The 23,098-nt window shown below is 52.2% G+C and carries 15 protein-coding genes; 3 read left to right on the forward strand and 12 right to left on the reverse strand.

The window, feature by feature from the left end; all coding sequences use genetic code 11:
• Window positions 1–5 precede the first annotated feature (5 nt).
• The 11 genes from FCL47_RS11665 to FCL47_RS11715 form a co-directional block, all read right to left on the reverse strand.
• Window positions 6–1,337: a TAXI family TRAP transporter solute-binding subunit gene (locus FCL47_RS11665; RefSeq protein WP_167496469.1), complete on the reverse strand. Its 1,332-nt coding sequence runs from the start codon at window positions 1,335–1,337 to the stop codon at window positions 6–8.
• Between the two features lie 73 nt (window positions 1,338–1,410).
• Window positions 1,411–3,081, reverse strand: coding sequence for a SpoIIE family protein phosphatase (locus FCL47_RS11670; protein WP_167496470.1), 1,671 nt, complete (start codon window positions 3,079–3,081; stop codon window positions 1,411–1,413).
• Window positions 3,082–3,244: 163 nt separating this feature from the next.
• Complete coding sequence (locus FCL47_RS11675; RefSeq protein WP_136813695.1) at window positions 3,245–4,591, reverse strand: dynamin family protein; 1,347 nt, start codon at window positions 4,589–4,591, stop codon at window positions 3,245–3,247.
• A 185-nt stretch (window positions 4,592–4,776) separates the two neighbouring features.
• Window positions 4,777–5,550: a TSUP family transporter gene (locus FCL47_RS11680; RefSeq protein WP_136813696.1), complete on the reverse strand. Its 774-nt coding sequence runs from the start codon at window positions 5,548–5,550 to the stop codon at window positions 4,777–4,779.
• An 85-nt stretch (window positions 5,551–5,635) separates the two neighbouring features.
• Entirely contained in the window at window positions 5,636–6,586 is a 951-nt protein-coding gene (locus tag FCL47_RS11685) for a universal stress protein (protein WP_136813697.1), read from the reverse strand.
• A 25-nt stretch (window positions 6,587–6,611) separates the two neighbouring features.
• Complete coding sequence (locus tag FCL47_RS11690; protein ID WP_136813698.1) at window positions 6,612–8,402, reverse strand: SLC13 family permease; 1,791 nt, start codon at window positions 8,400–8,402, stop codon at window positions 6,612–6,614.
• Window positions 8,403–8,700: 298 nt separating this feature from the next.
• A complete protein-coding gene (locus FCL47_RS11695; protein ID WP_136813699.1) occupies window positions 8,701–9,588 on the reverse strand; it encodes an HAD family hydrolase in 888 nt (295 codons plus the stop codon).
• A gap of 52 nt (window positions 9,589–9,640) precedes the next feature.
• Window positions 9,641–11,284, reverse strand: a complete 1,644-nt coding sequence (gene recD, locus FCL47_RS11700; protein ID WP_136813700.1) for an exodeoxyribonuclease V subunit alpha — start codon at window positions 11,282–11,284, stop codon at window positions 9,641–9,643.
• Window positions 11,265–14,846, reverse strand: coding sequence for an exodeoxyribonuclease V subunit beta (recB, locus tag FCL47_RS11705; RefSeq protein WP_136813701.1), 3,582 nt, complete (start codon window positions 14,844–14,846; stop codon window positions 11,265–11,267). The genes recD and recB overlap by 20 nt, the downstream gene beginning before the upstream one ends.
• Window positions 14,836–18,072, reverse strand: coding sequence for an exodeoxyribonuclease V subunit gamma (gene recC, locus FCL47_RS11710; protein WP_136813702.1), 3,237 nt, complete (start codon window positions 18,070–18,072; stop codon window positions 14,836–14,838). Before recC ends, recB begins: the two co-directional genes overlap by 11 nt.
• Window positions 18,073–18,104: 32 nt before the next feature.
• The gene (locus FCL47_RS11715) at window positions 18,105–18,404 is read right to left on the reverse strand and encodes a hypothetical protein (RefSeq protein WP_136813703.1); all 300 of its coding nucleotides are present in this window, start codon (window positions 18,402–18,404) and stop codon (window positions 18,105–18,107) included.
• Here FCL47_RS11715 and FCL47_RS11720 point away from each other — a divergent pair, their 5' ends adjacent.
• On the forward strand, window positions 18,405–19,502 hold the full coding sequence (locus FCL47_RS11720) for a hypothetical protein (RefSeq protein WP_136813704.1): 1,098 nt from the start codon (window positions 18,405–18,407) through the stop codon (window positions 19,500–19,502).
• 51 nt (window positions 19,503–19,553) lie between these two features.
• On the opposite strand, the gene FCL47_RS11725 is transcribed toward FCL47_RS11720, so the two are convergent.
• On the reverse strand, window positions 19,554–20,033 hold the full coding sequence (locus FCL47_RS11725; protein WP_136813705.1) for a universal stress protein: 480 nt from the start codon (window positions 20,031–20,033) through the stop codon (window positions 19,554–19,556).
• A 251-nt stretch (window positions 20,034–20,284) separates the two neighbouring features.
• Here FCL47_RS11725 and FCL47_RS11730 point away from each other — a divergent pair, with 251 nt between their 5' ends.
• Both FCL47_RS11730 and msbA read left to right on the forward strand, forming a co-directional pair.
• Window positions 20,285–21,256, forward strand: a complete 972-nt coding sequence (locus FCL47_RS11730) for a lysophospholipid acyltransferase family protein (RefSeq protein ID WP_167496471.1) — start codon at window positions 20,285–20,287, stop codon at window positions 21,254–21,256.
• Between the two features lie 73 nt (window positions 21,257–21,329).
• Window positions 21,330–23,060, forward strand: a complete 1,731-nt coding sequence (msbA, locus tag FCL47_RS11735; protein WP_136813707.1) for a lipid A export permease/ATP-binding protein MsbA — start codon at window positions 21,330–21,332, stop codon at window positions 23,058–23,060.
• The last annotated feature ends 38 nt before the right edge of the window (window positions 23,061–23,098 follow it).

Here is a 23,098-nt window from a genome sequence, read left to right on the forward strand (position 1 = left end):
GCGGCTCACGCGCCGGGATCAATTTCTGCCTGTCGACTCAGCTGGTTGCGCAGCATTTCAATATGCAATCGCAGGTTGTACAGCTCGTCGGAATAGGAAAGCGGCACCGCCACCTGCCGCACATCGTTCTCTATTGCATCAAGGCCGGCTATGGCTGAGGCAATACCGCTCTTACCAGCGGTTTCCCTCGCCTGCCGGTCAAGCTCATGCAGTTCATCGTACCAGCGATAGATCCGGGAACGCATGCGCCAGCGGTACGTGGGCGGCAGGACCTTGGTCAGAGGAAGGATAAGGGCCACCAGCGGCAGAAGCATTACCTTGAGCCGATCGACGAGGGACGCGGCCCAGAACGGCAGATATCGCTGCAGAAACGGCGGCCCGTTGCGATAAAAACGTTCGGCTTCCTTATTGAGTGGAAGGTCGACCTTTTCCGGCGACGGAAATTCCTGTCCCGCAGTCAGAATCGTCGTATCCTTATGTACGGCTGCGGTCACCTGCATCAACAGATCCGTCAACGCTGGATGCAGCACATCATTGGCGACCAGAGTTGCAGCCGGGGCGACAAGATGAATGTCGCGGGCAGGAATGTTGCGTTCCATATCGAGAACCCCTTCCGGCAAAACAATATGGGAAAGATAGGTATGCAGACGGGTATAGGCTTCAGCGCGCACGAGGTTAACCAGTTGTACGCGCGGATCAAGCAGAAGTTCACGGAGTAGAGGTGTACCGGCCCTGGTAACCACAAAAAGCGCATCGATGTTGTGCGCGAGAAGCTCCTTTGCACCCTCCTTTCCACTGAGCGGCAGGATGGTTAATTTTCCTGATCCGGATAAATTATTGTCATGCAGCATCTGCATGACGACGTGCCGCGTGCCGCTTCCTTCAGGCCCTATTGCAACACGCTTGCCGACAAGATCATGCATGTTGCCCACTTCGAGGTCTTTTTTAACAAATATCCATAGAGGCTCCAGGTATAAACTCGCCAGCCCTCTCAACCCGGGATACTCCTGCTCTGTGCCTATTCCACCCTGCAAAAAGGCCACCTCAACCTTTTTCTCGGCAAGAAGTTTGAGATTTTCCACCGATCCTGATGTCTCAATAATCTGCAGATCAATGTTTTGTCTGGCAAAAAGTTTTCGATATTGCTGCGCAAAGGCAAAATATGCCCCATCGGCGCCGGCCGTGGCAATAGTCAGCGTCTTCGGCGGTGCCGGAGCGACAAACTGATAGGCACCCACTATGATCAGGCAGGCAATGAAAAAAGCGAGTCCATATATTTTTACCAGCTCTTTCAAGGTACTTTTGATTCTGAGCAGCTTGGTGTGGTTCTTTTTCATAGACCGTGGTCCTCTGGCAGCCGGCTGGAAAATTGTACGAGCCGATGAAGACATCTCGAACGTGTCTCGGTATCTACTCAAATTCGTTATTTTTTATCACTACAAGGGTAATATCGTCCTCGGACTTTTGCCCCAATGTAAACTGATGCAGTTCTTCATACACCGCATCAAGGATATCGCCGGCAGCCCTGTCTGCTTTTCTGCGGATAATGTCGCGTAAACGATTTTTGCCGAACATTTCACCCCGCCGATTTAACGCCTCCCAGATACCGTCTGTGCCAATGGTAATGATCTGGCCGCTCGTTAAACCGTCTTTCCGGTTTTCGCTGTATGCGTAACTCTCTGTGACGCCAAGCGCAATGCCACTGCCTTTCAGTTCTTCAAATACATCTTTTGCCGGATCATAGAACAGTGCAGGGTCATGACCTGCACGAACCCAGGAAAGGCATTTCTGTTCCGGATCAAGATTCAGATAGAAAAGCGTCATAAACCGCCCCGTCTCAAGAACATCCTGGGCCAGATGGTGATTCATGGCGGTAATCACTTCGGCAATAGTTCCCGGCTGCGATGCCCTCATCCGCAGAAAGGCCCTGGCCGCGGTCATCAACAGAGCCGAATCCACGCCATGACCGGAGATATCGCCGACCACCACACTGAACGGGCCACTTTTTGACTCGCGCCGCCAGAAAAAATCGTAATAATCACCGCCGATTTCATCGCAAGAAATATTTCGTCCAGCAATATCAAACCCTTGCACATGGGGTTTGTCGTGAGGAAGTAAACTTTTCTGAACTTCCCCGGCAAGTACCAAGGCTTTCTTATGTTCTGTCATGTCGGTAATAAAGGCCATATTGCCGATGACCTGGCCTTTATCGTTTCGCAGGGTATTGCCATGAATCAGTACCGGGATATGTCGTCCGTCCCTGGTGACTACGACCCCTTCCGTCTCGCGCGACTCCTTGGCCTGCAGTATTTCTCTATGGGAGGTCATAAATTGCCGGAACTGGTCGGTGAAAAAATCGAGCGGCATTTTTCCGATCATCTCCTCCCGCCCATAGCCCAGCATCCTGCAGCTGGCATTATTGACATCAACGATAAGAAATTTCTCGTCCATGAGAAAAAAACCCTCCGTTGCCGTTTCGACAATGCGACGGAATTTTTCCTCGCTCTTGCGCAGGGCATCCTCCGCCAGTTTTCGGTTGGTGATATCAATCAGGATACCCTGATTATGGGTTTTCTCACCTGCTTCATTGCGGACAACCGATGTCTGGTCTTCAACCCACCGTATCTCGCCGGTTTTGGTCAGACATCTATATATCTGTGCATATTCCTCGACATCAGCACTCGCATACTGACTGATCTCATCTCTGATTCTGTCCCGGTCATCGGGATGGACAATATCACGAAAAGAAAGACGGCCGGAAAGAAAGTCTTCAGGCTCATAGCCGAATTGCCGCAAATTCTCTGAGATATATTCAAGATGCAGCCGGTCTCCTGCCGGTCGGCGAAATAAAATAACCGGACTCCGCTCAACAATCAAATTCAGCATCAACAACGCTTTTTTGATCTTATTATGCTGCCTGGACTCCAGCTCGAAATCTCTGTTAAGATCATCGTAATTCTTTTTCAGATCGGCGTATTTGTCTTCCAGACTCGTCATTTTTGCCTGCAATACGGCAACTTCTTCAACCCTGGTTCGCAGCGCATCCAACTCAAGAATGAGTGCATCGTTTGTTTTTTCCATATCTGTCTGCATCATATTTCCCGGACAAATCTCACCAATAAGACTCCTGATACCGCATCTACCGTTTCAGGAACAACCGAACAAAGCAGACCACAAAAAAAATGGGCCGATAAATGGACACATTCCATCTGTCGACCCAATCACACAGCCCGGACGAAATCTGTCAGGTTACAATCTTCTCGTAATATTTCTTGAGATCATTGTTCAAAAAGTATTGAATCTTGGCCATTCCTCTACCATAACCACTCCACAGGTCTTTGACCTTCAGATCCTGCAGGTTTTCTTTGACCTTTGTTTCCATTTTTCGCCAAAGATTTTTGCGGTAATCATTGTTGAGCAGGACAAGATCCGCCCCGTTGAGCATCGCTTTTTTACGCTGCTTCTTGAAGGCGATCTTGCTATAGCCAAACGATCCGATGAGCAGAGTGAGCGCGGCAAGCGCGCAGGGGATGATCAGGTTGCCCAGAGAAAACTGACTATTTCTGATCGAGGTGATCAGAGTGGTATCGGGAAATGAGAATATGGCATTCAGGACAACATCGCCAAAGAAAAAGAGCAATATTGCAACACTGACAGTTATTTTGGCATATTTCCAGAAAACCCTCGTCGCTCGATTGAGAAATTCACTGACAGCTTCAGCGACAATCTGCACTTCGTTTACCTGGCGGTCGATATCCTCCAGGATATGACCAATACGAAATCCCGGTGCCCTTTTAATTTTTTCGATGAGCTCGTCGCGCTCCTGAGGCCAGCCTTCAGCCACGGTGTTCGGGTCGACGGCCGACGGCGCGTAGGTCAGGTAAATATGGGGAATGTCCTTGCGCCCGGTCATCTGTGACATATTCCAACAGAGCGTGCCGTAAGAACGGGTAAAATCGCTCAGACTATCGCACTCGTCAATCCTGCTCATGACGAAAACAATCCGATGTTCCCCCGATTTCTCTGGCAGCGTGTGTCGAATGGTATCGTAGGATTCCTTGATGGTCCCGGTCTTATGCGAATCGAACATCAGCACAATAAGGTCGGCAATCTTGGCAAACTCGCCAAGCACCTTCATGTAATCGTATCCTCGATCATTTTCGCTGGTGGCGTCAATCATGCCGGGGCTGTCGATAATGGCCATATTTTCCAACACCGGGCTGACGACCTGCTTCATGCAGATGTGAGAAATCAGTTTTTCGCCAAAGCCCCGGAAATGCTGAAAAGGCAGCCTCTCATCGTTGACCAGGGTCGAGCCGGGAGTCTCTACATTGTTGATGCCGGGATCGGAGGTGATGATGGTAAAGGAGTCATCGGTTGGAGCCTGGCCGGTGCGCTGAATATGCTGCCCCACTAGCTCATTTATAAGAGTTGATTTGCCCGATGAATAGTTGCCGATAATGAGCACGATCGGTTTCCATTTCAAGGCTGCATCAATCCCGCCAAAGTCCATTTTATATCGGGCAAAAAGCGGTTCGAGTTTTTTCTTCACCTTCGTCTGTAATTGCTTCTGCAGCTCTTTTTCGTTCATCGCATAACCCAGTTAAGAATTAATCTGAAAAATACAATTTTGACATTAGTGCACCATAGTACCCGAACTAACAAAAACTCTCGAACATTTATTAACCTTTTATTGCCGGAAAAGGACAGGTTCAGGCCAAATATTTCTCCGCAGCGTCATAAAAACAACACTACTCCAGGCGCGCTCATTCAAAATCAACCAAGCCAACCTTTGGAAAAAGCATATTTTGCCAGCATTCCCAGGCACATGACTACAACAAAGAATCTTAAATATTTAGCATCCATTCTCAACAAACAGTGTGAGCCGCCCCAGGCGCCGACAAATTGTCCAACCATCATGACAATACCGACAAGCCAGACAACTTTTCCAGCCCATAAAAAAATGCACAAAGAGGCAATATTTGTGGAGAAATTAAGAGTTTTGGCAACGGCCGTGGCATCAATTAAACCATGGCCTCGAAGAGACACCCCCGCCAGCGCAAAAAATGAACCGGTTCCCGGGCCAAACATGCCATCATACCAGCCTATTGAAGGGACGATGAACTTCTGATATATCTCTTTGGACAGTCTTGGCTGGGTGTTTATATTGACAGGCTGGGGTGATATGAGGAAATAAACGGCAATCAGCAGCAGGACAGCAGGTATTATCAGACTCAAAACCTCTGTATTGAGAAATTGGACGGCTATTGTACCCAATACCGCACCGATAAAAGCTGAAAGCATGAGAAACTTTACATCAAGCCATTTGACCCTGCTGTTTTTCAGCATCATATAGGTAGCCGTAGCGGTTCCCACAGTCCCCTGCAATTTATTGGTACCTAATGCTGACAACGGTGGTAACCCACTCATCATTAAGGCAGGGAGTACTATCAACCCACCGCCACCGGCAAGAGTGTCAATAAAGCCGGCCACAAAAGCGGTTAAAAATAAAAAAAACAGCAATTCTGCCGTAAAGCCGTACAGTTCCATCCCTGTTCCATATGTTTATGTTGATTTATACAAATTTCAAGCTGCTGGATGATATCCGGATCAGCGGACCATCCGGATTGCACCATCAACTCACCAGCACTATCGTTCTTTCCCGGCAGCGATTGACAAAATCACTGCTTACCGAACCAAGCAGGACCTCGGCGATTTTCGATCGATCCCTTCGGCCGACATAGCACATTGTCGCCCCGAGAGTCTGCGCATGTTCTTTCAAAATCTTACCAGGTTTACCAAAGAGGACGGTGGAAACTATTTTTATCTTCTCCACCCCCTCCCCGACCAGGATATCTTCTGCTTCCTGCATATATTTGTAACCGGTTATGCTTCGCTGCTGGTTATCAAGACCGCTCTTGTCATAAAACCCGGAGGGATCAATAACGTTGACAAGGAAAACCTGTTCGATCTGCGCAACTGCTCTGCCGAGTATTGCCGCAGCCTCATGGACTGCGCGCAGACAGGTCGATGAACCGTCGATGCCGATCATCACTCGAGCCGCAGGAGATACCCCTGGCGCAGGACCTTCTTCCCCGACAAGATAGAGACTGGCGCTGATATGCCGGTTCATGATCCCGGTGATGACCGTTCCCATGAAAAAACTATCTTCCTCCCCTTTTCTGCGGCTCAAAACCAAAGTTGAATATTCCTCTTTCTCACAGATCGCGGTGATTTTTTTCACCGGATCACCATCTTCTATACGAACCTTAGCCCTAAGACCAACGCCACTCTTCTGCAAGAGTTCCTGGATCTGGGACAGCAGCGGGTTGACAAATTCCTGGTAGTGTTTTTCGCGCAGTCGCTGCATGAGCTCTGATGAGAGAACGCGGTCAGCACGAAAATCGATGTTGCGCAGGTGGGTGCTCATAAATGAGCCGCCGACTACATGCAGCAGATCAACCTTCTCCAGTTTGTCGTCCATCGTACTCGACACCAGTTCAACGAGGGGCAGGATGTTTTTGAACAGCTCATAATCTTTTACCGGCAGAAGCAGACGGGTAAGAGCGGGGATACGCTTTCTCATGAACGGACTCCTTCGTTATCCAACCTTAATAGGCGAGCAACAGCCAGACATTAGCCACAACAACACTGAGCAGCATGAACGGAAAGGCTATCTTCATGAACTGGAAAAATTGTATCGGGTAGCCGGCCGACTCGGCAATGCCCAAGGTGACGACATTGGCGCTGGCACCTATCATCGTCCCATTGCCGCCAAAACAGGCGCCAAAGGCCAGTGCCCACCATAATACTCCGGACTCCGCGCCAGGAATCACCTGGGTTAAATAGGCGACAATCGGCAGCATGGTGGCGGTAAACGGAATGTTGTCGACAAAGGCGCTCATGATAGCCGACACCCAAAGGATCAGGCAGATGGAGACAATGAGATTACCGTGGGCGAGATACAGCACCCCGTCGGCGATAATATCGAGCAGTCCGGTTTCCTCAACACCACCAACCAGGATGAACAAAAACATGAAAAACAGCAGAGTCGCCCATTCGATATCCTTTTCAATCAACTCCAGCATATCTACTTTTTTGGTCAGAAGGCCAAAGGTAAAGAGCAGCGACGCCCCGAAGAGAGCGGCGATACTGACCTCCATATGCCAGATACCGTGGGTGAGAAAAAGCGCGACAACGATTCCCATGATAACCAGGCCAACGCCGAGCAGGGTTGCATCGGTGATTTTATATTCCTCGCGCAGCTCGATAATGAACTGCTGAATGTCGTCAACCTTGGCTTTATTATATTCTTTACCAAAGAGATATTTGGAAAATACGAACAGCAAAACCATAACCATGACACAGACCGGGGCGAGATTTTCAGCAAATTGCACAAACGTCAGATTGGCAAAGGAGCCGATCATGATATTAGGTGGATCGCCGATGAGAGTAGCCGTACCACCGATATTGGAGGCGAGAATCTCGGGGATAAGCAGGGCCAGCGGGGTAATCCCCAGCGAGACGGCGATCTCGATTGTCACCGGGGTGAGCAGAAGCATGGTGGTTACATTATCGAGAAAAGCCGAGGCGAAAGCGGTAAAACCCATAAGGATAATAGCCAGCATGTAGACATTGCCGCGGGCCAGCTGGTAGCACTTATAAGCACACCACTGAAAAAGCCCGGTATGTTTTAGAATACCGACGATGATCATCATACCCATCAACAGGAAGATGACATTCATATCGATGGCCTTGATGGCGCTTTCGTAGGAAAGGATATGATATTCGGGATTCATCGTGCCGAAGGTGTAGGAAATCACCAGCATAATGGACGCGCCGAGCATGGCAGCCATGGTTCGATGCAGCAGCTCAAATGAGATCAGGATATAAGCCAGGACAAAAACGACTGTTGCGATCCAGAAGGCGGGCCCGGTGGTGCGGGCAATCTTGATATCGGCAAGGCCAAGGAAGTTCTCGCCATCCCGGGTCAGCTCGTGCCGTTTGATCTCATAGCTGTTCTTGGTAAAACTCGGCTTATAGGCGGTAATCTGCAATGTGCTTTCGCTCGTCAATAACCCGGCCTGCAACCAGAACCGGACCTGGTAGCTGCCGTCCCTCTCGGTATTGAGGCTATCGTCGCCATCACCATGCTGTTTTCCGCCAGCTATTTTCAACGGGGTTCCATCCAGCAGAATCTGGATTTTGGCATCGCCGACGCCGATATTGTGCGAGTTAAGAACCTTCCCAAAAATTTCCATCCGGACCATTCCTGCGGAAGATACCGGTTGGTCCGACGCCAGGCTCAGGGAGGCAAAGAAGAGAACAAAAAAAAGAATCGACAACACGGCGAGTGCATCATCGGTACGACACCTATTTCGAACTCCTCCCACTCGAACCATACCGGCCTCCTCCAGACGTCAAGAGCAACAAAGCTATCTATTCATCCCCGTCGAGACATCATCGGATGACATTGAACCTGTCATACCGATGTCATTTCGCGAAACAACGCGTCGGATCGCAATATGTCACCTCGGCTATTTTCTGTAAAGATGAATTCTTGTTCCACATCAGGGAAATTAACAATAGCTCTGCATAAGATGCCGCATTTAACAGAGCCAGTTGCGCTCGCCGGCATTCTACACACTAGTCTGGCCGGATATTTTAATGGATATCTTCGCCACTTTTTGTTACTCCATTTTACGGCTCAAGCGACAGCAGCCACCGCGCAGCAGCTTCGCCAACGCCACCATTATTATTGGAGGCTACCCCCTCAAAATGAGCTTTCAAGGACGGCGGACCGTTTGCAACAATAAAGCTCCGTCCGGCATAGCGCAGAAGATCCTGGTCATTATAGTCATTACCAACGGCACAGATAGTATGTTGCGCAAGACCAAGGGTGTCGGCGAGCCACTTGACCCCCTTGCTCTTTGAAACGGTGGGAGCGAAGATTTCAACCCAGACAGATTGACCATCCAGCGGGGAGGTGGCCTTAATGACACTGCACTGCTTGAGGGCTCCGGCAATTTCCGCTGCGACCTGATGTCCGGTGCGGGCTGGAACTATACAGAGAACTTGAGTCGCTCCGCCAAAGCTGTCGAGATCTCCAGGAGTGAGACAGGTGGCAAACTTACGATACATTTTCAGTCGCGTGTGGAAGTCAGGGTTACTCCCCCCATTGACGCTATAGAGAAAATAACGCGTATCGGGTACCGGCCTGTGGATCATATAGTCAAGACCGGACCGTGTCAGATATTCGGCGGTAAAACGCACGTCCTCCGGACAGAGGGAGAAACTTTTCAAAAGTCTTTTGCCGGGAAAGTCCATGACCCCGGCCCCCGTTGAAAAAACAACATAATCGACGGGCAGCGAACTTGCGGGCCCTGAGTCTCCGAGATGTGCCAGCAACTGATCAAAAGAATAATTGGACCTTCCCGTGGCAATGGCAACGAGATATTCCTTCTCCCGCAACCGGGCAAGGGCATGCAGATCTTCCCGCGCGATCTGCCGATCCGAGTTCAACAACGTCCCGTCCAGGTCGACGACAAATAACCCACGGTATTTTTTTTTATCACAGCCTTGATTCATCGCCGGCGAAATCCCTCTTCCATGGAACAATTTCTAGTTTTGTCGCAAACCATCACGGCACTCTCGATGACTGTTCGCGGAGCAGATCGACCAGCCCGCTGCAACGCTCAATGTTTCGCGACAAGGCCTGCTTGAAAACCTGTTGATCGGTAACAAGCTTCACCGATTTTTTCGCCCGGGTGACAGCGGTATAGATCAGTTCCCGGCTCAGAATTCGGTTGTCTGCTTCCGGCAGGACCACCACCACTTCATCAAATTCCGATCCCTGGCTTTTGTGGATGGTCATGGCAAAGACTGTTTCACAGGGAGGCAGGCGATAAGGCGAATAACTCCTGACGCCGCCAGCCGATCTTTCGAACCAGACCTGAACAGAGCCATTCGCCGAATCGGGTAAACAAATACCGATATCACCATTGAAAAGATCAAGACTGTAGTCATTTCTGGTTATAAGCACCGGCCTGCCCGGATACCAGCTCTCCGAGCGGCAGGAAAACCCCCTGCGGGCAAGCGCCAGCTCGATCCGGCGATTAAGCCCGTCAACTCCCCGGGCGCCGAAATGGACTGCGCAAAGAACCTGGAAACGGTTAAATGCGATAAAGAGATCTTTCACTGCTGGCCGGGGATTCCGAGCCACCTCTGTCATAAATTGTGCATACTGCTGGCCGATATATTCGATTAAATCCGTTTGCAGCACGGCAATGTTCGCGGCTGCCGATTCCGCCAGCAGCGCCCAGGCGGTGGCACTGTCACCCCTGTTAATACTTGCGGCCAGCTGTTTAATGTTGTCGTCGAAACGGTAGGTTTTCTGCAGTTCAACACTGTTTTCCGGCAGGCTTTTTATAAGATCGCCCAGCACCGCACCGGATTCAACCGAAGCAAGCTGATCTTTGTCCCCGAGGAGCACCACCCTGGCGCCAGGCTTCAGGGCATCGACAAGCTTGCTCATCAGCGCCAGGTCGACCATTGACGCCTCATCAACCACCACCACGTCCCAGCCCATCGGGTTTTGCCGGTTATGGCGAAACTGCGGCGAATGTCGCCGGTAGCCAAGCAAACGGTGCAGGGTTGTCGCCTGGGTCGGTAGAAAGCGGGCGATCTCATCCGGCAGCTGCATCCGGTCAAGACTGCTGCCGATGGATTCGCTGAGCCGCATGGCAGCCTTGCCGGTGGGAGCGGCGAGGGCTATATCCAGCTTTCGACCGGTCACCTGCAGCAGCAGGGCGAGAATTTTTACCACCGTGGTGGTCTTGCCGGTCCCGGGACCGCCGCAAATGATCGTCGGTGTCTTGCGTAAGGCGATCCTGGCCGCCTCTTTCTGCCAGTCGGTGCCCGCTCCGTCAGACGTAAAATGCCTCTCGAATAGATTTTCCGGTACATCCAGCGATACGTTTGTCGCCGCCAGGGCGCTGAGCTGTCCGGCAAGTCGTTTTTCATAGTGATAATACCGGTGCAGATACAACCGGCGGTTGTGCAGGACCAGCGGCGTTTGCCCGCCGTCCGATACGAGGGGGATGTCCTGCAGAAACAGTGCATCACTCTGGCTGACAGGCAGACAGGCGTGTCCGGCATCATACGCCCCACTGAGGGTGCTGACCAAATGCAGAAACCTGTCTTTGTCAGCCCCGCCCAACCGGGATCGATCGGCCAGGAACCTGGAAAAATGCATATCGAGAAGATTAAATTCCGGCCTGCTCATCTTCCTCTCCTCCTATCGCCTGATCCAGCGCCAGCAGCCTATCGTAGTCAGGAATGGTATAATACACCCCGCTTCCTGGAATTTCCGGCGACATGCCCCGAACAAACAGATACATCACTCCGCCGAAATGGAGGTCATAACGATAATCCGGCAACAGGTTCTGGAGATGGCGGTGCAGCACGAGGGTGTAAATCCAGTACTGCAGTCCATAATTGTGCGACTGCATGGCGGCGACCAGCTTATCGGCGGCGTAATCGGTTCTCAAGTCGCCAAGATAGTTTGTTTTATAATCGAAAATATAATATTTGCCTGCATACTCGCCAATAAGGTCGACAAAACCGGTGAGATACCCCCGCATTTCCTTATGACCAAGAGGGGCGACCGTCGACTCATCGGCCAGGATGCTGTTGATCTGCTCAGTTGCCAGGCGGCTGAGATGGAAATAAAAACCCATCTCTTTCAGACACTGACTCTCGGTAAGCATGGCCAGACAAAAGCTCTTTTCGGCAAGCGGCGTGGTGACTACCAGCTCGAGCAACTTCTGCATGGCTTCCGGCGCGGCTTCCACCCCATAACGGGCACATTTCTGCCTGAGAAGTTCCTCCAGTATTTTCTGCTCTCTTTGCCCGGCAATTGCCGAAAACGACAAAGATTCCAGCAGATCGTGAACGACATTACCAAAATTCGGACCGGCAGGAAGGCCGGTAACCGCAACAGTCCCAGGCAGAACTCCCACCGTAGCCGCGCCCTTCTCCGGGCCCTCTTCATGGTCGTATTCGCTGATCGATGCCAGTGCCGAAAAGCTCGACAGCTGCCAGTCGGTATACAGGGAACGTCCGGAGGGGGGCATTGGACGCAGGTCCTGTGTCCGGACAATCTTCGGCTGAATGAGAATCGGCTGATTGATGTCAATGATATGGTGCTGTACCGCCCTGTCTTCAGCGAGCGAAACGAATTTTTGCTGTTGCGCCTGATACCCGGTCGAGCCGTCCGGAAAAAGCAGGTACCCCAGGGCCGACAAACAGGAATCGCCGACCATTCCGGATGGCTTGACATCGGCCCAGGCGGTATAACAGCGGATCTGCGCCCTGGTCAGGGCAACGTAGAGCAGCCGCAGATCTTCAGCCATCTCTTCTTGAGCCGCCTGCTCGCGACGGGCCGCAAACTGGTCGGAACCGAGATCGATAACCAGCTGGTGGGCGGCGTCATGGCAGCGAATCTGAAATTTCTCTGCCTGTATCCGGCTGCCTGAATACCAGAGATAAGGACAGAAAATCACCGGATACTCCAGTCCCTTGGCGCTGTGCATCGTCACAATGCGCACCGCCTGTTCGTCGCTTTCCAGCAACAGTTCCGTGTTCTCACCCGTCCGGTCATCGCGGCTCATCCGGTGCAGCCACTGGAGAAGCTGGGCCATGCCCATATTTTCCAGATTTTCCTGTTCCTGAATTAATTCAAGCAGGTGCTGAATATTGGCGATAGTCCTTTCGGCCAGCCGCCCGGCGGCAAGGGTGGGCAGCACCTCTTCCTCGATCAGGAACCTGTTCATCATGGGCAGAAAGCCCTGCTCCTGCCAGCACTGATTGTACTGCATAAACCGGTTGTAATAGTTGCTCAATTGCTGTTCATCCTGCCACAATCGATAGAGACGGTTGCCGGTCAGGCCAAACCACGAGACAGTCATCGCCGACTTCAACCGTGCCGTTTCGCCGGGTGCTGCGATGGCCTGGAGCAACAGCAGCATTTCCTGGCATTCGCTGGTTTTAAAGACCGACTGCCTGCTGCCGACCACCGCCGGTATCGTCGCCTCGGCCAGTGCCTGCCGGTATTCCTCCGCCTGTCTGTTGCTGCGGACCAGAATGGCGATATCCTCCGGCGCCAGTGGCCGTGGCGGCGAGCCCTGGGCGGCAGACTGCAGCAGGACGGGACACATCGGATCAAGCAGCCGGCCCAGTTCGGCAACGATGAACCCGCGCAATACCGCCGCCGCTTTAGCGGAGCTCCACCTGCCGGTTTTCTCATTTGGATCAGGGACAAGCGTACAGTAAACCATACCGGCCAGGGATTTGCCATCCTGCAGCAGATCAAGCTCTCCTTCTTTTTTCGCCGCAGTTATCGGATGATAATCAAGGGTTTCCTCGGGAAAAAAGAACGGCCTGTTTCTCGATCCAAAGAGCCGGTTTATCTCTGTGACTAGAAAAGGGTGCGAGCGATAGTTTTTATTAAGGGTCAGCAAGATCCCTGCCGATTCCCTGGCCAGAAAATATGAATGGATATCCGCGCCGCGGAATTTGTATATCGCCTGCTTAGGATCCCCGATCAAATAGAGATAATGGTTTTTCCCCCCGAAAAGAGTGGAAAAAATATGCCACTGCTCACTATCGGTATCCTGGAATTCATCGATCAGGGCGACCGAATACCGTTCGCTGAGGAGCTGTTGCAGCGAGCGTCCCTCCTCGCCTTGCAAAGCGGCCGACAGACCGATAATCAGGTCGTTAAACCCCATATTCCCCTGCTGCAGAAGCCGGCGGCTTACTTCCGATCGCAGCTCTTCGGCGAGTTTGACGCGGAAAGTGAGCAGCAGCATGTTGATTGCCGTTATAAGTGCGGCAATCTCATACTCCGGCAGGGGCCAGTCGGCCAGATAGGCCTGTTTTTTTACATCGCCGCGGATCTTGGTGCCATTCAGCTCACCGGCGAGTTCCTGCCGATCGAGCAGATGGAGGTTGTCCGGAATCCGGTCCGTGGTCCCTGCAAAGAAAGAGGTAAGCGACTGATACCACGACGCGAAACCATCGCCAAATGGCTTCTTGAAATTTCCTTCGGCTAAAGCGCCAGCAAAACACGCATGCAAGCTGCCCTGGTATTCAGACCACCAGGCGGCCATTCTCGCCATTGCCGTTTTAAGCTCGGCCAGCACCTCATCAACAAGGCCTACCTTGGGCTCAATCACACCATTGTCACCAAAGACGGCGCTGACACTGGCCAGCAAATTTTCCGGCGCACCAAAGCAGCCGGTAAGAAGCGCACAGGGTAAGGGGTCAAGCGGGTAGATATGTTTGCGCCAGAAGTCATCGGCCACTTCACCGCGCACATGATCTATATCGGCGAGCAATTCGACATCAAAGAGCTGCCCGCTCTCAAGTGCCTGCTCCACCAGCATGCGCTGACAAAACCCATGGATGGTAAAAATTCCCGCCCGGTCGATATCATAGAGGGCAAGCTGCAGGACATCGACCGCCGCCTGGGCATCGTCAATTGTCGCAGCCCAGTCGAGCAGGGTCCGATCAATTTTCCCTGCGTCCATTGCCCGTTTTCCGCTGAGCAGATCCCTGGCTTCCACCAGTCGGGCCCGGATGCGGGTTTTCAACTCCTCGGTAGCGGCTTTGGTGAAGGTGACAATCAGAATCCTGTCGATAGGCTGACGCAGCTCCACCACCGCCCGCAACACCAGCATGCCGATGGCATAGGTCTTGCCGGTCCCCGCACTTGCCTCAACCAGATTGATTCCCTTTGTTAAGTCAAGTCTGGCAGCATCGAATATCTGGTAATCATCCTGCATCTGCTGCTCCCCAGACCGGACACATTATTTCCTGACAGAGTTGCTCAAATGCATTACCCAGGATGACTTTCTCCCCTTGAGCGCCAAGCAGGAGCTGCCATTCCGGTTCATAGCCTTTTTCAAGACTCTGCACAAGCAGCTGCCGGGCCTTATCGATTGGCGGTATATAAGCCTTAGGATTTGCCTGCTGCCGGGCGTAGACAAAGGCCGGCTCGATATACAGCAGCGATGGTTCACGGCACCCCTCGGCAAAACCGTCGAGCAAGCTGTCAAGATCAGGCCGGCGCTGGCTTATATCCTCAGCCTTGAAACAGATACTACTCTCCTCGGCGACAATCCTCGTTTCGGCCATCGGCTGAAGGCGATTGAGCACCAGGTGATGCAGCCAGCCCGACAGAAGATCGCGACCGCGCAGCTTGCCAAACCGAACCAGTACCACTCCCCTTTCATAGACATTGGTGAGCGTGCCAAGAAGGCGGTAGCTGCCGACAGTCAAATCAAGCGGCAGATCACAGCACTTTCCACCCATCTTCTGCGCCTGCACCCTGCCGATAAATTCTTCGATGCTTCGCTGTTTTTCGACAAATGCCAGCTCTCCGGAGGTGCCAAGGGGCCATTGCCCCCGACTCTGAATTTTTTTGCAGACATCCCCTGCAGTCCCAGCAAGCGCCAGCCGGACCATTTCTTCTTCGACAGCATACTTATCAAGCCCGGTCACCGCAAACATCTCCCGGTCATCCGGCAGATCCTCTCCCGTATCCAAGCGGATTCCCAGACAATCCTTAATGAAAAATTTCTGTGGATTGGCATAAAACCGCAGCAAATCCGAGAAGATTACCGTATCACTCGTTTCATCCCGCCGGCCCTGCCACCAGGCTGCGGGTGGAGGCGCTCCCTGTCGCAGGGCCGCTGCCGTTTTACAGTAATAACTGTCATAGCTGAACATTTTCCAATCGCTCTGCTGGTCGAAATATCTGCTGCTGAAAGGATGGAGCGGGTGCCGGACAACTATATCTTTCACGCCGTAGCCGTTTTCCAGGACTTCAAGAAACTCAGTCACCACAACTGACGGCGGGATTTCTTCATTGGTTTTGATCGATTGGCCGATATAGCTAAGATAGAGATGTGATCGCGCCGCCAGCAGCGCCTCAAGAAACTGGTACCGATCATCGGCGCGCGGCGAACGGTCACCCGGTCGAAAATCGGTCCCCATGAGATCGAAGGTGTCATATCTGTCCGTTTTCGGAAACACACCGTCACAGAGCCCAATAAGACAGACCACTTTAAAGGGTATCGAACGCATGGGCAACATCGAACAGAAAGTGAGCTGACCACGGAGAAACCCGCTGCTGGAGCGACTCTCTTTGGCCGATTGATTGAACCATTCACGAATCACCGTGAAGCCGACCCGTTCGGAATGAAAAAGGGTGATTGGCCCGGACAGCTCCGCAATAAGGCTGCGCAGCTCCATCAACTCCTGCTCATACTCCTCGCCAAAGAGCTGCTGCACAATGTGCTGCAGCTTCTCCGACCATTCGCCAAGCAGACGGGTCTGCTGAAAATCAAGCCGCGCTTTCGTAACAACCTCGACAAATTGACAAAGGCCGCCCAGGGCGGATGCGCCTTTTCCTTCAATATCGGTAAATGGCAGCACCCCGTCGACAAAATCGTAGCTGTCAATGGCAAACCCCATAAGCATCCGTTCAAGGCCTGCCTGCCAGCTGGTTTCGGCAAATTCCGGCAGTCCCGCCTCACCCCGTTGTGCGCCGGACAGACCCCAGCGGATTCCCGCGGCCGTTACCCACTGCTGCAGCATTTCGAGATCTTCTGCGTTGAGCTGAAACTGTGGAAAAATTACCGGCCGGCGCAGCAGATCGAGCAGTTCGCTCCAGCCGAACCTGCCCATAAACAGGTCAAGAAAACTTAAAAATGCGGCAAGCACTGCATTGCGTCGCCGCAGGCTGCGATCGGCGATGGAGTGCTGGATGTCGGCAAAAACTGCCGGGATCAGCGGCGCATATTCCTGGATATCCGGGGCCATAACGATGATGTCCCGTAATTCCAGGCTGCCATCCTGGTGCAGTAGATGCAGCAGCTGGTCTTTTAGAACGGTTATCTCCCTCAGCTTTGCATGGCAGGAAACCACCTGAATAGAATCATCACCTGGGACTGGTGCCGCGGCATGGGCGCCAACGGGCAGAAAGCCGTCGAGCAGATCGGCCTGGAGCCGCTGCAGCAGTGTCCCCGCGGCATACTCTTTACCGGCAAGGGGATCGTCATAGCTTGCAAACTCGAGGGCAAAACGGGCATTTTCCAGCATCATGTTCTGCAGGTCGCGTCCCTGGCTGCCAAGAGAGGCAAGAAGCGGATGGTGTTCCTCCTGCACGCCTGCAAGGGCCCGGACATCGCCATTCTTGCTGATGCGGTCTCTAAACTGTGTCCTGCGGCTCTGGACGTTACCCCAGTAATTACGGCATGGGGAAAGGAGAAACAGATGAACATCCATATGACTGGCCAGGCTGTTCAGGTAGTTGAGATACATCGGCGGAAACGTATGCAGCCCGATTACCGAGACTCGCTTCGGCAGACAATCGCCAAGATCCCGTGCCCTGTCGAGCCGGTCAACCACCTGGGTAAACTGCATGCCGCGGTGTACCTCTCCCCCGGATTGGGCCAGCAGCCTGCGCCACAGATCCATCTGCCATTCTTCGGCCGGCTGTGCGGCGACCTGGACGCCACGCTCCCACGCTCGCAGCATTTCCGGCCGCATTATCTGATACTGATCAAAAATATTGGCCAGACGCCGGGCCAGCTGAAATCGCTTTAGCTCACTATTTTCCCCGGCAAGATAGCCGAGGAGCGGCTGGTACTGCGCACCGGAAAGATCCCGCAGCAATCCATCGACTCGCCAGGTAAGGATCTGGCGCTGGAAGCCGTCGGGACTTATGGCAAGCCCCAGTCTGTCTGCGACAAAAGTGAGGAAATCAAGAGGCAGGAAAAATTTAAAATTACAAAAAGAACGGAACACATCGGCCAGGCTCTGGCCAACCATCCGTTCCATGCCCTGGCTCTGGATAAGAAACAGCTCCGTGGCAAAGAGGTTCGCCTGCTTGTCCGCCAAGATGACTTCGGCCATATGGCGAAGCAGATTTTCGGTACGGTTGGAGACATGGAGGTAGAACATAGATAATAAACCAGCAGAAGGAACAACGACAACTTCAGCCATTTACCGGGTGACAGAGCGGTTCAGTCCAGGTATTATGGCCTGCCGACATCCACTCCGGCGTATTCATATATGCCGTAGAACAGCCCGGCCATGATGCCAAGCGCAAAGAACAACCGCAACCGCCTGTCCCATGGCAGCTTTTCGCCGTCGGCCATATATTGCAAAAGGGCAATAATGACGTAGGTTATACCGGCAACATATGGCGCAGTCTGAACGATCTGCCAGCCCGTGGCTTTTACGGTGGCCAGGGCATCGGCTCCCAGACGCAGATTAAACAGCAGATAGCATACGGCTGACAGATAAAACGAAACTTTTTCTTTAATACTCTGCATATGAACTCACTCAATACCCTTTATTTCCCGGGAACGGCCCTCTACTCGATACGCCAGTATCCTCTATTTCTGCTCTTTCCAAAAATCCACCTCATCAAGCCGGTGGAGGAAGATCCTGCCGACTCCAGCAAAGAATCCACAGATAGTTTCATTAAATCGGGATTCTGTCAAGAACATACTCCCTGTCCCCTCGGCGAGAATCGAAAACGGTTCGTCCGCTTGATTGCCGACATCAGCAGCCGCAAAGACGACTATGCCGCCCAGTTGAGTTCCCTGATTTTAGCCTCCCATACGGCTGTCAGCTCTGCCGATGATGACTCGGAGCGGGCGATTATCTCTTCTCTGCAGCATCCCGACGAACTGCAAAAGAAAAAACTGCAGACCGGAGCAGAGGAGAAACTCTGGCAGGCGCGACTGGTTCTGGCAATAGGCGAAATCCTCGACCGGGAAGAAGAAGAAATCGCCCGCAACCTGGCGACCGTCGATGATGAGCAGGCTGCCCTTTTTCAACAGCTGCATGGTGACAGTGACGCGCTGGAGGAAGACGAAATGGAAGACAGTCCTTTCGCCGAACTCAATCAGGTCGAGCGCCATCTGAGCGCTGCCCATTCGGGAAATATCAGGAAGCGATTCAACGGCTGGAAGACGCTCTTTCTTGCAAGCGAGATGCAGGGATGTGAAATTTTTCTGACCACCAGCCAGGATGGCGGGGATTTAATGCTGGAAGCATACGAGAAGAAAACCGGCGCGACCGCAACGCTTTTAGCCGGTCTAGAGCTTCCCGGTCTTATCGGCTTTACCGGCGAAGAGGCCTGCCAGGCGGTCGTCGCGTTCCGGGAGAAAAACAGGGACCTTGCCGTGCAGATTGAAGAGCTCTTCGCCAGGCTGGTCCACACAAAAGAATTTGATGCCGCAAGCACCGCCTTACAATCATTAACCGCGTCATGGAATAAAGCACTTGAAACTGTTTTTCCGGCCCGGCGATTCGGCAGGATTCCAGTCACCTGTTATCTTCTGCAAGAGATAAGCTGCTCGTCGCTGATCGGCGGAGCCACCAATGGCGAGGCGAATAACGGCCTGCTCATTGTGGTGGGGTGATCGGGTAGGGCCGGTTCCCGTGCACCGCGCGGGAACCAGGAAGCCACCGACTTATTTACAGCAGGTGTAGGGATTGATGGTCATAACCGGACAGTTGGCGGCACGGACAACTTTGTCGGCAACAGATCCGAACATGATTTTTTCAAGTCCTTTATACCCATGGGTACCCATGACGATGAGATCAGCCTCGATTTCATTGGCATATTCGACAATTTTTTCACCGACATCACCCATAAAGACCTTGTAATTCAGCTCCTTCACCCCGGCCTTTTTGCAGTAATCGACCATTTCGCCGCAAAAGGAGGCCATTTTTACTTCCGCGCTCTCGGCAAGTTCACCTTCCAGGGTCGGCAAGGTCATCTGAGGCACAAAAAATCCGGAATAATCCTCGAAGTTCTGCACAATAAACACCAGATACATCGATGCACCGAATTTCCCGGCGAGATATCCGGCCGATTCCGCGATCAATTTGGAATTATCGGAGAAATCAACCGGGGTTACAACTTTTTTAATTTCATGAATAATACTCATACACCCTCCTTGTAAAAATGAAAAAACGACTTTATTCCCGTTATCCGGGGTTAATCCCGTTTCGCTATTGCTTTGCGAAAATATAATAATTTCTTCAAGATAAGCAACTTTTGCGCACCAAACAGCAACCCTGCTCAGAAAGGTTATGAGTATTATGATAGATGCAGAACATTAAACCCCCACACAACGGACGCACCCTCAGAAACTGCTTTTATTCCCCTGGCGAGTGGTGTAGTTTACAAGATTTTTGCATGAAACTGTATCGCCATTCAGATTCCAACGATGTCCTGCTCTTACTCATGAATATAAAACACAAATTAGAATATACTATACTTCGAAGCACCATTTTTTTCATTAATCTCCTGCCTGTACCGGTGATTCTTTTTCTCTGTAGCGCTGTCGGCTATGTGGCCTGGGTGGTGTTTCCATTCCGGATCAAGGTTGCCTATAAGAATCTGTCGACGGTTTTCCCCGAGATGGACCATCCGGCAAAAATCCGCTTATTGCGCCGAGTCTACCTGCAATTCACCCGAACCTTCGGTCTGGTGTTCATCCTTCATCGGAAAAGTCTCACCAGGCTGGTAAAAAACGCCAGGATCACCGGACGGGAGAAACTTGACCATGCTCTCGGTCAGGGTAAAGGTGTTATTCTCACCACCATCCATGCCAGCTGGTTTGAAGCCTATTTTGCCTGGTTCAATCTCACCGGTCTGCCGACAAGCCTTATTTACAAGAAACAGAGCAATCCCCTTTCCGATGAATTTTTCGTGCGTCAGCGGCGACATTTCGGCAGCAGCCTCGAACAGCTGAGCAGCTATGAGGGTATGACGGTTTATCAGGAGGCGCTGGCGAAAAACAGGTTGCTTATCGTCAGCCTGGACCAGAGTTATACCGGCACCGGCACCAGCGTCAAGTTTTTCAACCAGCCCCTGGCCTGCGCCAAAGGATCGGCACTGCTGCATCTGCGCTCGGGGGCACCGGTCATGACGAGCGTCTATTATATGCAGGATGGCGAGTTGCATATTGACTTTGATACCGTCGATCTGCCCGAATATTCGGCAATCAACGAAGAAAATATTAACGATATCTCGACACGCTGCATCCAGCTCTACGAACCTTTCGTCCGCCAGCACCCGGAGCAATGGTTCAGCCTCTTCCATCGCCTCTGGAGCAAAACCGGCTATACCAGGGTGAAAAGATCTCTCCGACAGATATTTTTTTAGATGACGGCTTCGCCGGTTCCATGCCGCGCGCGGCAGGCAGCCTATAATTTTTTTCACATATCGAAAATTCCCCATGACCAATAAAGAAATTCTCAAACGACTCTATCACGTGATAAAACCATATCAGGCAAAACTCTTCGTGGCCATGGTGGCCATGGTCTGTGTTTCTGCCGGAACTGGTGCGCAGACATGGCTGGTCAAAGATGTTCTCGATAAAATATTTATCGACCAGAACACTTTCTACTTAAAACTCCTGCCCCTGGTTCTTCTGGCCATTTTTTTCCTCAAAGGCGTGGTCTACTACCTTTATTCCATCCTGCTCGAACAGGTCGGACAATCGGTCATTCGTGATTTTCGGGTCAACATCTTCAACCATATTCACAAACAATCGCTGTCTTTTTTCAATGCGATGCCTACCGGCACGCTGATGTCCCGGATAATCTCCGATGTCGCCCTGCTGCAGCAGGCGGTATCGAATGCCCTGGTCGGTGCGGTCCGTGATTTTTTTCAGGTAATCATCCTGCTCGGGGTGGTGTTTTACATGAACTGGCGCCTGGCGATGATCACTTTTATCGTCTTGCCGATTGCCGCCTATCCAATAACCAGATTTGGTAAACTGTTTCGCAAACTCAGCACTTCGACCCAGGAGGAGGTGGCTCTTGTCTCCAATATTCTGCATGAGACCATCACCGGCAGTCGCATAGTCAAGGCATTTACCAAGGAAGAATATGAAGGAAAACGGTTTCTGCACCAGGTCACCCGCCTCTTTGTCCTGACGATGAAGGATGCAAAATACCGCTGTCTGCAGCATCCCATGATGGAATTTATCGGTGGCGGTGCCATCGCCCTTATTATCTGGTTTGGCGGCAAAGAGGTTATCGGCGGCGACATGACCCCGGGAACATTCTTTGCCTTTCTGACCGCTCTTATTGCCGCTTACGAGCCGGTCAAAGGGGTCACCAAAATCAACTCGACCATCCAGCAGGGACTGGCCGCGGCGACCCGGGTGTTTGCCATCCTCGACGTTGAACCGGAGATCCAGGATAAAAAAGATGCCATTGACTTACCGCCCTTTTCCAACCGGATTGAATGCAGCAATATTACCTTTTGTTACGACGACGATACGACGCCGGTGCTGTCACATATAGATCTCACCGTCCCCGCCGGCGAAGCCCTGGCCATCGTCGGACCGAGTGGCGGCGGCAAGACGACGCTTACCAACCTTATTCCCCGATTTCTCGATCTGAAAGAAGGAAGCATCAGGATAGACGGCATCGATATCCGTGATGTCACCATGGCATCGCTGAGAAATCAAATTGCCATGGTCACCCAGCAGACCATCCTTTTCAACGACACCGTCCGTAACAACATCGCCTATGGCGACCAGCAGGCACAGGAAGAGCAGATCCATGAAGCTGCCAGGGCGGCCCATGCCTACGACTTTATCCAGACCCTTCCCGATGGATTTGACACCATGATCGGCGAGGGTGGGGCCCGTCTGTCGGGCGGGCAACGGCAACGCATCTCCATTGCCAGGGCCCTGTTGAAAAACGCACCGATCCTGATACTCGACGAAGCGACCTCTGCCCTGGACACCGAGTCGGAGCGAGAGGTGCAGAAGGCCCTGGAAAACCTGATGAAGGACCGGACCACCCTGGTTATCGCCCATCGCCTGTCGACTATCAAAAATGCCGACCGGATCATCGTCATCAAAGACGGCGTGATAGTCGAGCAGGGAACGCATGATTCGCTCATCAGTCAGAAGGGTGAATATGAAATGCTGTACAATATGCAGTATAAATAGAGCGTCTCAGCTGGTCCCCATGCGCCGCGGGATCCCGG

It is taken from the genome of Desulfopila sp. IMCC35006 (assembly GCF_005116645.1).
In the GTDB taxonomy this organism is placed as follows: domain Bacteria; phylum Desulfobacterota; class Desulfobulbia; order Desulfobulbales; family Desulfocapsaceae; genus Desulforhopalus_A.